The organism is Halobacillus sp. A5, from assembly GCF_024189315.1.
GTDB lineage: Bacteria > Bacillota > Bacilli > Bacillales > Halobacillaceae > Halobacillus_A.
Map to the genome: position 1 here is coordinate 486,381 of NZ_JAIZEO010000004.1, position 13,535 is coordinate 499,915.

At 35.1% G+C, this 13,535-nt stretch carries 11 protein-coding genes and 1 pseudogene; 5 read left to right on the forward strand and 7 right to left on the reverse strand.

The window, feature by feature from the left end; translation table 11 throughout:
• Positions 1-43 precede the first annotated feature (43 nt).
• On the forward strand, positions 44-397 hold the full coding sequence (locus LF822_RS17580) for a helix-turn-helix domain-containing protein (RefSeq protein ID WP_253925377.1): 354 nt from the start codon (positions 44-46) through the stop codon (positions 395-397).
• Between the two features lies 1 nt (position 398).
• Here the strand turns inward: LF822_RS17580 and aspA are convergent, their stop codons facing one another.
• Genes aspA through nhaC form a run of 3 tightly spaced genes read right to left on the reverse strand, consistent with a single transcriptional unit; the run spans position 399 to position 4,326 of the window.
• Positions 399-1,811 (reverse strand): aspartate ammonia-lyase, encoded by a 1,413-nt coding sequence (gene aspA / locus LF822_RS17585; RefSeq protein ID WP_253925378.1) that lies wholly within the window; start codon positions 1,809-1,811, stop codon positions 399-401.
• 31 nt (positions 1,812-1,842) lie between these two features.
• Positions 1,843-2,859: an asparaginase gene (locus tag LF822_RS17590; RefSeq protein WP_253925379.1), complete on the reverse strand. Its 1,017-nt coding sequence runs from the start codon at positions 2,857-2,859 to the stop codon at positions 1,843-1,845.
• Positions 2,860-2,898: 39 nt separating this feature from the next.
• The gene (nhaC, locus tag LF822_RS17595) at positions 2,899-4,326 is read right to left on the reverse strand and encodes a Na+/H+ antiporter NhaC (protein WP_253925380.1); all 1,428 of its coding nucleotides are present in this window, start codon (positions 4,324-4,326) and stop codon (positions 2,899-2,901) included.
• A gap of 1,029 nt (positions 4,327-5,355) precedes the next feature.
• Between nhaC and LF822_RS17600 the strand changes: the two genes are divergently transcribed.
• From LF822_RS17600 to LF822_RS17610, 3 genes are all read left to right on the forward strand, one after another.
• Positions 5,356-5,547, forward strand: coding sequence for an aspartyl-phosphate phosphatase Spo0E family protein (locus LF822_RS17600; protein ID WP_253925381.1), 192 nt, complete (start codon positions 5,356-5,358; stop codon positions 5,545-5,547).
• A gap of 928 nt (positions 5,548-6,475) precedes the next feature.
• On the forward strand, positions 6,476-6,925 hold the full coding sequence (locus LF822_RS17605) for a CBO0543 family protein (protein ID WP_253925382.1): 450 nt from the start codon (positions 6,476-6,478) through the stop codon (positions 6,923-6,925).
• 1,599 nt (positions 6,926-8,524) lie between these two features.
• Positions 8,525-8,761: a hypothetical protein gene (locus tag LF822_RS17610; RefSeq protein ID WP_253925383.1), complete on the forward strand. Its 237-nt coding sequence runs from the start codon at positions 8,525-8,527 to the stop codon at positions 8,759-8,761.
• A gap of 73 nt (positions 8,762-8,834) precedes the next feature.
• Here the strand turns inward: LF822_RS17610 and LF822_RS17615 are convergent.
• Positions 8,835-9,072, reverse strand: a pseudogene (locus tag LF822_RS17615) (IS21 family transposase); the annotation flags it as partial.
• 407 nt (positions 9,073-9,479) lie between these two features.
• On the opposite strand from LF822_RS17615, the gene LF822_RS17620 reads away from it, so the two are divergent.
• A complete protein-coding gene (locus LF822_RS17620; protein WP_253925384.1) occupies positions 9,480-10,133 on the forward strand; it encodes a hypothetical protein in 654 nt (217 codons plus the stop codon).
• A 755-nt stretch (positions 10,134-10,888) separates the two neighbouring features.
• Here the strand turns inward: LF822_RS17620 and LF822_RS17625 are convergent.
• From LF822_RS17625 to LF822_RS17635, 3 genes are all read right to left on the reverse strand, one after another.
• Entirely contained in the window at positions 10,889-11,242 is a 354-nt protein-coding gene (locus LF822_RS17625; RefSeq protein ID WP_253925385.1) for a hypothetical protein, read from the reverse strand.
• Positions 11,243-11,335: 93 nt separating this feature from the next.
• Positions 11,336-13,105 carry a hypothetical protein gene (locus LF822_RS17630; RefSeq protein WP_253925386.1) on the reverse strand — a complete coding sequence of 590 codons (1,770 nt, stop codon included), beginning with the start codon at positions 13,103-13,105 and terminating at the stop codon, positions 11,336-11,338.
• A complete protein-coding gene (locus tag LF822_RS17635; protein ID WP_253925387.1) occupies positions 13,098-13,535 on the reverse strand; it encodes a hypothetical protein in 438 nt (145 codons plus the stop codon). Before LF822_RS17635 ends, LF822_RS17630 begins: the two co-directional genes overlap by 8 nt.

A 13,535-nucleotide genomic window follows, 5' to 3' on the forward strand; every position in this document is an offset into this window, starting at 1 on the left:
TGAACCATAATTAAGCTATACTAGTTAATGGGAGGATTACCAAATGAAATTAACTAGACTTACTAAGCTTCGAAAAGAGAGAATGTGGACACTTCAAGAAACAGCAGATCAATTAGGGATTGCTAAAAGTACATATGCAGGTTATGAATCAGGCTACCGACAACCTTCTTTAGACTCGCTTATTAAATTAGCCGATATCATGGATACATCTATTGATTACTTACTGAATAGGATTGAGGACAGCCAGTCTCCCATGAACAATAAAACAATTCACTTAGATCATTTCGACCAGAATGAAAAATGGGAGATTCGTCTCGACGATAAAAGTTTGACTAAAGATGAACTGAATGATTTCATTGCTTTTGTTCGATCAAAAAGACTGCTAAGAAAAGAGTAGATCAATGCACACTTAACACTCCAGGACTAGTCATTTTATGTGTATCTAAGATTCGATTTAATTCCGTATCTGTCAGTACACCTTCTTTTACACACACATTCCTGATCGTCTGCCCTGTATCAAGCGCCTTTCTGGCGATTTCAGATGCTTTCTCATACCCAATATAAGGATTCAAGGCGGTTACTACACCTATACTACTTTCTACATTGTTCTTCATCACAGATTCATTTGCCTTAATACCTTTAACGCAATAATCTGTAAACACTCCAAAACCATTTTTCATGATTTTAATGGATTCAAGTAAATTAAAGATGAGGACTGGCTCCATTACATTTAATTGCAATTGTCCTGCTTCAGAAGAAAAACTGATGGTTTGATCATTTCCAACCACTTGAAAAGCGATTTGGTTGATGACTTCTGCCATAACAGGGTTTACTTTACCTGGCATGATTGATGAACCCGGCTGGCGAGCCGGAAGATCGATTTCATTCATACCTGCCCGAGGTCCAGAAGCCATGAGTCGAAGATCATTAGCCAGCTTGGACATATTCAGCATACAGGTTTTCAGATGACCCAAAATTTCAGTATATAAATCTGTGTTAGCTGTTGCATCGACTAAGTTTTCTGCAGACACCAAAGGATATCCACTTATCTTTCTAAGATTACTTACTACTCCACTGACATAATCAGGATCCGCATTCAACCCCGTCCCTACTGCCGTTGCACCTAAGTTGATTTCATATAACTTCTCCAAGGAACTGTTGACCCGCTCAATATCTCTACCAATCATTCTTCCATAACTTCCAAATTCTTGCCCTAATCTTATAGGTACAGCATCTTGAAGGTGTGTTCGACCTACTTTAATCACAGGATCGAATTCTTCTGCTTTCTCCATGAAAACATTCTTCATTTTACGCATAGAGACTAGCAGCTGGTCCAGCTGTGAAAGTATGGCAAGATGAATGGTCGTCGGAAACGCATCATTGGTAGACTGGGACATGTTCACGTGGGTATTAGGACTAAGATAGGAGTAATCACCTTTTTCCCGTCCCAATATTTCCAAAGCTCGATTACATATTACTTCATTCGCATTCATGTTTATGGAAGTTCCTGCTCCTCCTTGGATCGGGTCTACGATGAATTGATCATGATGCTCTCCATGAATGATTTCAGTAGATGCCTTTATAATAGCATTTCCAAGATGGGATAAAAGACGCCCAGTTGAAATATTCGCTTCTGCTGCTGCTTTTTTCACCATGGAAACGGAGGTGATTAAAGATTCATGGATACGATAGCCTGTGATTGGGAAATTTTCAGAAGCTCTTAAGGTTTGTATGCCATAATACGCATGGACAGGAATCTCTCTTTCACCTAAGAAGTCTTTTTCTACTCGAGTAGTTTTAACTTTATACATGATGTAACCTCCTGAAATATTGTAATCGAACCTACAGTGATACGTCGCAGCTAAATAGATATTCGTTGCTTTCCCTTTCTATATCGAGATTGATGTAGTGAACCACCTCTTGCATAGAATTGTATTTTCCAAGATAAATCATTAACTTTGATAACAAGGCTTCTGTATTCATGTCATTTGAGATTACTACATTATTTCGATATATTTTGCGTCCGACCTCATATAAATCTATGTCAATTCCTTCTTCTAAACATTGAGTTGTAAGGACTACCACTATTCCTGACTGGATCAGCGCTTTAATTTCTTCAGCTAAATCCACTTCGTAGAAAGGAATGCCTCCGCTTCCGAAACACTCAATAATAACGCCTTTATAGTTATTAGAGATAAACCGAAAGATCTCCTTATTTATCCCAGGGTAAAGTTTAAGGACAAAAACATCCGTGCATAAACTAGTTTCTAATTTGATCACGCTCCCTCTACTTATTTCTTCAGGCTTTGTGTGATAAGTGATATAAGAATTATCTACATAAGCGACGTATGGATAGTTAACGCTTTCAAAAGCATGTTTACTTTTTGTTCTTAATTTCACAGCTCTTGTTCCTTTGATTACACGCTTATTAAATACAATATATACCCCGGCTAACCCCTCTGATGCATAATGCACAGCATCCGTCAAGTTTCTTTCCCCATCTGAATTTACCAGCGAAATCGGAATTTGAGAACCTGTCAAAACAACAGGCTTATTCAAATGTAATAACATAGAATCCAAAGCTGCCGCAGTATAGGCCATCGTGTCTGTACCATGTGTAATAACAAAGCCATCATATTCCTCGTAACTGTTGTAAATGATAGTCGCTAGTTCAATCCAGTGGTTCGGATAAATGTTTGTACTGTCTAAGTTCAACGATACCGTACAATCTACTTCACAGTTGACTGGGCTCTCCAAAGTTTTGATCATGTCTTCAGGACTAAATCCAGGTGTCAAACCTCGCTCGCTCTCAACCGAGGCAATCGTGCCACCCGTACCGATAAGAAGAATTTTTTTCATCTATGGAACACCCTTTCTTTACACGATGTATTTCTGTTGTTATTTAGCCAAATGTGTAAGATCTTCTTCTGAATCCGTTTCCTTCTCCTCAGAGCTCGTGTACCAAATAAACTTGCCAGTATATCCGTAAATAATGACAAGTGCGATCGACACAAAGCTCATCCACATAAATGGTAGATAGGATAACGTGGAAACGCCTAGTATCCCCGCCATAAATATCCCGTTATCAGACCACGGAACCATACCTGATGTCATCGTCCCGCCAACTTCAGTATTTCTCGACAAAACTCTTCGATCAATATGTAACCTGTCATAGCTTCTCTCCATAAGCTTCGGAGTGAGGATTAAAGAGACATACATGGCACAACCAAAAATGTTGGTGAATAAGCCGGCCATAAGCGTCGATACGGATAAGCTTCCTGCATTTTTAATTTTTTCTACAAAAGCATTCATGATTACCGTTAATACCCCGACTTTTTCTAACATACCGCCAATGCCCAAACCAAGAATGATTACTGCGATAGAACCAAGCATTCCGCTGATTCCGCCCCTGTTAAGCAAGTTGTCAATGAATTCGGAATCCGACTCCAAACGAAAGCCATTGTAAGCAGTTTCAAGAGCAGGGACGAAATTAGTCTCTTGAAAAAGGACGGCCCAAACGACTCCCACCAACGCACCAAATGAAATAGTAGGGATGGAAGGCTTCTTTAATACCAACAAGCCTATTACAACTAACGCCGGCACCAGCATGAGAGGACTGATATTGAACGTATCATCCAATGCACCCATAATTGAATTGATCCTGTCTAAGTCAACACTGCCGCTACCATGATTGAATCCGGCAATGGTGAAAAGTACCGCTGAAATTACAAATGCCGGGACATCCAAATACAGCATCGATTTCACATGGGATATGACATTGACTTTCGACATGGATGCTGCAAGTACCGTACTGTCTGAAAGCGGTGACAATTTATCCCCGAAATAAGCACCAGACAAGACTGCACCTGCTACTAATGGAAGTGGCAAGCCGAGGCCCTCTCCAATTCCCATCATTGCAATCCCAGCTGTTCCAACTGTTCCCCAAGAAGTTCCTGTAGAAAGGGAAGTTAAAGCGCATATTATTAAAGTAGCCAACAAAAATATGGACGGATGAATAAAGTCCAAACCATAATATATAATTGTCGGAACGACTCCACCTGCAATCCATGTACCAATCAGAGCACCTACAGCCATCAAAATGATTACAGCTTCTAATCCATTTGAAATACCTTTAATAATCGATTCTTGTAATGAATCATAAGTAAAACCTAACTTCAAACCAAGTAAAATGACGATAAACCAGCCTACAAATAATGCGAGTTGAATAGGTAATTCAAAAAGAGCTGTAAAAGAGAAAACGACAGCCAAAAACGCAACCAACACACTACAAACTTCCAATAGAGACGGTAACCTTGCTTTCCTCATTGCAATCTCCTCCTATTTTCTTTTAAAAATAAACTTAAGTACGCGATTCGAGAACATTTTTTATCATAATACCACAAAAAAGCGAATTTTCAAATTTTATTTACGCATTTTGAGAATATTTATGTGTTGTATTTTCATCTTACTAATTAATTTGGCAGTTTTTAGTCCATAAGTTATTAGAATCGAAGATGCCAATAGGGTGTGAATCTTTCTACTGTTAGCCTTTCTAAATCTGATAACTGTTTAGAAGAATAATCGAGTAAAAGCCTCCTGTAATTTCTGCAAACTTACAGGAGGCTTTTTCATTAAATTCTATCTTTTTTGGCATAACAATTCGAAGTGTTTCGGGACCTAACTATAAAAAAGTCTCTCTTAAGATTGATTATCTTAAGAGAGACTTTTAGAGGTTTAAGTTTTTTATAGAAAAATCCAGTCAAAACCTATTTGTAAGGTTACAAAACCCTATCATATCAGGGTTTAGGGCGCTATCACATCATTCCGCCCATTCACTGTATTAAATAAATAATAGAAGATAAGACTTTAAAACCCATATATCATCAGGTTTCCAACTTCACAGTAATAGTTTGAGGTTAAATAAGATATAAATATTAATAAATAAAATCCAGTCAATATCCAGTCAGAAGTGCGACCGTGCTTTCATTAAATCGTGGTCTTCAAACGACCTTCACTCTGTCAAAGTGAATGTCTTTATATGAACGTTTCCGAGAATCTTGTAATGAATACTATTATATCTGCTTTTATAATGGTACATAAATGAGGATCTGGGGAATATGGTGGAGAATTCTCAGCAAGCTTATGAAGAATTGAGGCGTGAGTTATTTATGGAAGGATATAATCTGAAAAAGCATTAAACTTATTGAAATATTTACAAATTCCATAAGCATAATTCCTTTTCACCACATTGAAGTGCGGATTAAATGTCCATATCTAATAAAATCACACATGATATGATTGGTCTAGATGTCTTTAAAAGATGAAATTTATGTAAATGTTAATTGGAGGTGGATAATGTCCGAAAAAAATCACTTAGAAAATAAAATCGAAGAAACCAGAGAAAAGATGTACACTGCTTATAAGAATAATGCCGATTTTCGAGATCTTTTGATTATTTCTCAGCAGCTCGACTGTTGGCTTAATAAATTGGAGAAATTACGTAAAGAAAAACCCTCACTCTGGGAAAGTGAGGACAACCAAGATTAAGCCCCGTTTTTAGAAAAGGCAACAGGTCATATCGGCTTGTTAAGTATTGGAATAGTGGACCTGTACTTGTATTATAAACTAAACAGAACTTTTCTCACCAACATTAATGTAATTGCATTTTCAAAAACTAGCCCCACCCCGTTGAGTAAAGGTGAGGCTATTGTCTTTGATTCATAATACTTTAGGGTAGAAAAATCTCTTGGATTAAGAGAGCTCAAAGACAAATTTTAGTTTATCACGTTATTTATAACTTTCACAGTATTCCTTAGCTTTTTCATAAGCGCGATTACCGACTGCTGCAAGTTCAGCTCGCGTTAGTTCTACATGACTTAAATTTACCGTTCCCTACCCATGCATAAGAACACGCTTCTTCGCTTTCGTATTACCTCCTACATATAGCTACCCTATTTAACATCTTTAAATCTTGTCTTACTCACATTGATTTACTTAGGTGTGGCCTTCTCACACCCAGGTACATTTTTTAAAATTTTGCTTTTAGTTTTGTAGCTATTAAGCAGAGTAGATTTTGTAAGGAAGACTTTACATCTTGCCACCGATTCCTTCGCCTAGTTAAAAAAATATTAACAGACTGCGTAGAACCTTGTTACCAGTCATAGAACAAGAATAGGCTTTGTGAGAGCATACTTCAAAAGGTACAAACCCAAAAAAACAAAAAAAGACCAGTCGAGAGGTTCACTGAAGCAAAGAGAGAAACCCCTCAATGGTTCCTGATAAATATATCAATACTTATCGGGGGACCTTTTTTTCATTGCTGCATATCAGTTTTTTATAGTCCGGTCGTTAACAAAAATCCAAAACACTTCTTGCTCCAAACCACCTATGTTTGAGTTTCTTCATCATACTACCCTTAAAAAGAAGTTAGGCTAATTTAGCCCAGTTCTGTTCATACTAAAGGAGGATCAGGATTGTGGTATTTAATATTTTCACTTCATTTTTGCTGCCATGGATTGTCGTTATTTTCATATTTAAAATTGACCTTAAAATAATTTTACTCATCGCTCCGCTCGCATCAATCGTTACGCATATTTTAAACACAATAACAATTGCCTATGGTTTTGTTGCAGTGGCACCCTATTCCCTCGAAACAAATTTCGCTTCAATCCCTATGGTATTAGGTATAATCCCGGCAATTTCCACGGTTTTAATTCATTTAATTAGAAAACATGGCTTTGATATTGGCTGGATTATTATATTTGCTTGCAGCACAGCTTTATTTGAATGGCTGCTATTATCCTTAGGCTTTGTTAAATATCACAATGGGTGGACAATTATATGGACCTTTATAGTTTATATTATCGGCTATTATATGGTTTATGGATATTATAAAATTTTAAATAGGCTTCAATATATCCATTGATCATTGTAAATATAATAAGTCTTGATCGGCGGCGTTCGATCTATTCATAAACGTGTTTTAAGGGGTGCTTGGTTCTTATGCTATTAAGCTTTCTAGTTCTGTTTGTTCCTTCCTGGGTTATCCTAATATTCTTCTTAAAGGTCGATTTAAAACTCATTTTTCTTATCTCACCTTTTGCCTCTCTAACTGCCCATCTGCTTAATACATGGACAATAGCTCATGATTTTGTGAAAGTCTATCCATACCACGTGGAAGACAATTACGCTTCCTTGCCCTTTGTCCTAGGTCTCATTCCTGCTACTAGTTCTGCCATGATTCATGTGATTATCAAATACAGAAAATCAGTTAGGATGATAATACTATTTTCAGTGCTATTTACACTTTTGGAGTGGCTTATTGTTTTCTTGGATTTCTGTAAATATTATAACGGGTGGAATATACTGTGGACGTTTTCTGTCTACATCACTGGGTATGCTGCAGTTTTTGCATATTATAAATTGTTATCCTACTGGAGAATCTTACAGTGAGTTTCATTTTTGGAAGGATTGGTGAATTACTTGGACCGTTCATTCTTTTTGACACATCAGTTCTTATAAAAAATGTTCTAAGTTAATGTAAGCCTAGGAAGGCTAACTTAAGCAGAATCTGTGGAACCATTCATAACAGGGGGCAAATATCTCTATGTTTTGTATTTCCTTCTACCTCTGATCTATTTCCTCTACCATCTCTTCTGAGATCCCCATTAATTCAGAAAGATTCCATTGCCTTCGCCTTCTGAAAGTTCAAATTCAATTGAACTTTGAAAAGTATGCGCACATGCAGCTCTTAGAATAAAAGAAAAGCCTCTCAAAAGTTTATGAGCTCTTGAGAAGCCTGTAATTTTAGTGAACGATTTTAAAAACCAGTCAAAATCCAGTCAAATTGTTCTCAGACCCTATATTGAAAGGGTTTTGGACGTCATCACATCATGCCGCCCATTCACTCGGCTATTTAATAGGACAATAATAAGATCCTCAGAACCTTGTTATACTAAGGTTTCCATCGCAAAGTAAATTTATAAACCACAATAAGTTTTAATACTTTATGAACAGTATCCAGTCATAATCCAGTCACTAAAAACATCACCTAGAATTCAGAATAAAAGAAATAGATTTTTACCCATTTGGGAAAATGCGTTTTTTAAAATATTTGGTTCACAAACTAGAAGTAGTTACTAACGTCTGGGGCTTTACCTTTATTAGCTATTCCATCACTTTCCCATTCATCCGTTCAACCCATTGATGGAGAAGGGTATTATTGAGGGTGAGGTAATTTGCTGAAACTCGAACTAACCACCATACCCCTGGTATTGTGGAAAACAGGTTAGAAGTCGATAATAAGAATTTTTTTGCGCGGTCCTCAATGTTGTGCATTTCTAATTGTTTGACTTTGCGGAAGGGATAAAGAGGTAAGTATTCCATTGTTAATATATCCGATCGTTTTCTTGTGGATACTCCTAAAGAACTTGATAAGCTCTTAAACGCATTAGATAAATAGAACTAGATCTTTTAACTTATATATATGGTATAATTGGAATGTATTTAATAAAGGAGCCTATAAATGGAAAATGATAGCTCCCCATATGAAAGCTTATCAGACAATCAGCTAGTAGGGTATTATTTGTTTATTCTTACTAATATTCATTCAGGTAAACTTTCAAATGCAATGTTCGGTGAGACTGAGTATATAGAAAGCGTCGCCGCTAAACGTGGTTTATATTTCACCCATAAAGAAAATGTTTACTTATCTCCAAAGAATCATCCCATTCTCGTAACAGTCACTGAATTACTAACTTAGTTAACTTCTAAACCTCGCTTATCACCTTCTTTTTCCACTCACTCTTTCGTTTCATCAACGATTTCAATTACTTTTCTAGATCCGCCTTACTGAACAAATGAACTCTAAACTTGCGTTCGTGCACATAGCTTTGATATTCAGATGTTAAAAGCAGTTGACCTACATTCTCGCTTACAGTGATTAAATGATCTTGATCATACACAATTTCTTCTGGGCTGTCCTCTGTAAAATTGATATGTGTTTTTGTGACAGCATATGGAACCCCTTGTGGTAAAAGGTCTGTCCTGCCACTCCATATATTTTGCACCGGAATACCTTACTAATGTTGTTGTATCAAAATTGTAAAACATCACTAGGCTAAACTGTTAACTTCATTCTAGGGTGTTCAAACCTTCCTCCTTTCTTTTTTTGATTATAATATCCTCCCAACCTTAGGATTATAATACGTTAATCTGACGATCAGAATTTTATTTACTGGAACTTACCCCTGGCATACCCAAATAACATATTTATTTTTTCCTCCAGTTTGAACAATTGGCGTAAAATAAAATGATGTCAGGCTTCCACAATAAATGTTTTACGCACACGCGGGGTGATGGAAGTAAAGGAGATTTTCAAATGAAACAAATATACGCTTTTGAATCGCAGGAAGAATACGTTAAACATCAGGATAACCATCGAAAGATTCAGTGAGAAATTAAAGGCTTACCAACATGTATTGGAAGAAAAATACGCCTTAGCAACTTTGCCAAAAGGAATCGTTTGGACCTCAGAAAATTTAGCGACGACCGTTTTTTCTGCTATCCCAGTACCAGCGTACACGAATGGTGATGTCATCTATATTTCTCCTGATCTATCGGCATGGAGAAGATTATTAGTAGAACAATTGGAAGGGCAAAATATCTCGGAAATAGAGAACTTTTATGATCATTGTTCTGACGACTATTTATTCACTATATTGGCACAGGAATTGACCCATCATTCTAACCTCTTCGTTGAAGGGTTCAATGGCGATAGTAAGGTAAATACTTGGTTTGAAGAAGGAATGTGTAATTATCTATCGAGAAAACATTTATTAGATAATGCCGAGTTTAAAGAATTGACGAACGTTGAAGTAGAATTAGTGGAAATTTTTAAGGATAAGTATGGGCAGCATTCCTTAGACGAATTGGGAAGCAATTTTCCTCAAAGCAGTAACTTGACCAGTAGAATGTTCGATTATTGGCGCAGTTACCTTATCGTAGAGTTCTTAGTAGAAATTCGAGCTAATCAAGATTTGGATTGGGTTTTTAACGAATACAGCAATTGGGACAGTGCAGGGAGAAAAATTCCATTATTAAAGTATTTCGAAATGGAAAATTTCTTTAATTGAAGGGTGAGCATCTAAATGATTAGTTTGTCAGAATCATTGGATAACACTCTTAAAATATCGGCCTGACCCTTCGAGTAAAGGATTGGGCCTTTTGCATGTTTTTCCACGAGATAGCGTGGGTGAGAAAGGGGAGTTTTTGGATGAGCCACCCAACTCGAAAACAATTGCTTGGTCCCTGTAATTAAAGGAATAACTGGAATAGATCGGCTGGTGGTCAAGCTATTTGAAAAATATAAAACAGTCTCAGGTTATTCTCCCGTGGCAACTAACTACTGTCCTGCACATTCCAATTTACCTACAAATACTAATATCTTTAAAAGCCTCTCAGTAGATAACTTAAACTACAGAGAGGCTTTTTCTTATCACTTTTTTTAGAAAATCCAGTCAAAACTTTTTTGTAATGTGGTTAAATCCTATCATATCAAGGGTTAATGCGTTATCACATCATGCCGCCCATTCACTGTATTATCTAAATAATACAAGATTAAATGTAAAAACCACTATATAATCGGTATTCCAACTTCACGGCATTAGCTTAAGGTTAAATAAGGTATGAATGTTAGTGAACAATATCCAGTCAAAATCCAGTCATAAATATGACCTTAGATTCACCTTATTTCAAGAATAAACCTCAGAAACTAAATAGCAACAGCTTAGAATGCTGTTTTAGTAAATATGAATTTTCAATATAGATTAGTGTAAAATCTCCTAAGTCGTCATTCTTTAGTTTTTCTAGTATTATCTTTGTACGTCCCTCAATTATAATTTTTTAATAAGCTTTCTATACTCCTCAAGCGCCCCTTACTAACACTACCATAATATTCTGTATGCTTTTTCACAGCAACCAAAGCCTGTTCAAGGTAATTGTCACCAAATTCCGTTTCAATTTTTTCCAGAAAGTATTTAGTTGCTTTTGTATTAATTGTTCTAGTGTATCGTTCTCCATTCATCATACAATAAAAGGCTTGAATGTAATCGTTCGCAGAACCCTGATTCATACCAAAGTATTTATAAACCGAGTTTGTTGCTTCTATTCGGTCAATTTGATGATGATAATATTTTTTTGCATAAATGTAACATCCTTCAATCTTATGTTCGTCAATACTCAATATTATCCCTCTTTAATTAATTTTAATATCAAACACTTTTATTAATATTATGTATTTATTACATTGTAAGCTTGTATATGTACTTCATCGTATTCATATATCTTCATTATAATCTGAAGGGAAATAAAAAGGGTTAAACCCTGTTTTCCCGTTATTTACTAAATTTTCAGAATAATCTGGTTTAACGTCTAACTTCTCATATTCTTCGTCATCGAACATGAATAATTGTAAATTATCTTTTCCAATGGACTCGTATGCAGTCTCTATAACCTTACCTATAGCTTTAGAATTACTATGATCAAAAGGTTTAGAAATATGATCCACCACTAGTATAGGAATTAGAGGATATTTCCCTTCTTTCACCAACATATTTAGAAAGCCCAAGTACCCACATAACTGTATAAGGGTGTGTCTTGCCATGCTTCCAATGTAGTAATTCACTTTTTCATTTTTCTTTATATCATTCTCGTCAACCACAGACTTGACAATCATAGGCTGTAATATATTCCCTCTTTTGAAATATTGTATATAAAATCCTTCTTGAGTTATATCGTCTTTAACTACTGAAGAAATTCCCCTAGCAGATTTATAAAGATTAGTTATATAATCTGATAAGACATTTACCTTTTTTTGGTCATCCAAATTTTGTAATACTCTTAATTCATCTCGAATTGCTTTAATTCTTCTTTTGTTTTCTTGAATTTCTTTAGCATTTGAACTAATGTCTGCAGATAGATAATCTTCAATCAACATAATAGCTTTCTCTTTATCTTCCAATGAATACATTTTAAACCTTGAATCGTTCCGTTTTATTTCATTTTTAAGAAAATCACGCTGCTTTTTTAATTCTTTTATTGTATTATCACTTATCATATACTTACTAAAAGAAATAGTTGTATCCAATTCAGAAATTAGATTTTCCAGTGGCGAGATTAAATATTCAAAAGCGCCATTATCATCTATTACTTTATTTAACCTTTGTAAGAGAATCTTCCTGTTTTTATTATCTTTCTCAAATTCTTTAGAGTCGGAAATGCCATTTTCATATACTTTTATTTGTTCAGTGATATTATTGTACATTACCTCCAAGTCCGAAATATTTTTATCTTTTTTATTACGAAACACAGGTTGCATATTTTTGATTTCATTAAGCTGCTCTCTTATATCTTCAGGATTATTTCCTGTAAACGAGGGATTCAACCCAAGTATTTGAAGGTTTTTATTTACTTGATTACAAATAAAATCAAACCTCCCAGAATTTTTCTCCAATTTCTTTACCTTCTCTAACAATGTATCCAGTTCTCTTTTAAGCTCATATATTTTTTCAAGATTGTTGTTGAATATAAAATTTAAAATCGGTGATAATTTCACTGAATATTTAATGTCACCGCACTTATCAAAAAAATCATGAATTGCACCTTGTCTTTTTTCTCCAAGGAAGTTAAACATCGTAAAAGTACGATAAGTCAATTCTTCCTCTGTGAAACTTCTTATATCTTTCAGAAGTTCAATATCTTCAGCAAAAATTGAGTTAAGTCTGTCTTTATATTCTCTTAAATCAATAGAACTTAATTCTTCTTCATCTGAATAGCTCATAAAATTAACATTAGGTTCTCTAGTCCTTGTTATTTTGTACTCTATTTCCCTATACTGAAAAATCATACTTGCTTTATCAAGCGAATTTACATACCAAGGCTTCAGTCTAATATCCTCTGACGAACCGAACATGAAATCAATAAACTTATAAAATTCTGTTTTGCCAGAGCTGTTCGTTCCTTTAAAGTAGTTTATACCCTGACTGAATTTATATTTATATTGTTCGCCAGCAGTTCCGAATATTACTAATGAATTTATCTTAAACATTATGAATGACCTCCTTCATAAATTGCTTTTCGGTCATACATTTACTTGCTTCAATTGCTTTTGTTATAAAATTACTCTCCTTATATATAGTCTCACTTACACTTTTATGAGCGCATAAACTAATCCAATTGTCTCTAACAACAACTATTTTCTTTGTATTTAACAGATGTATTGCTTTTAGAATATATTCTATACTATTACAATAACCTTCAAAGTCACCAGAAATTTGAGAAACACATTTATAGATAATATCTTGGGAGTTTTTGGCGGTGTAAATTTTCTTTGGAAAAAAGCGTTCTTTTTTTATCAAATACGCGAAAACTAATATTTTATTTATACTTAATTCCTTGTGGGTATATAATATTTCTAGAATGATATCGCTATAAACACTCACTTGAATAGTTTCGGCTTCAAGTTTGAGAGCTTTCAT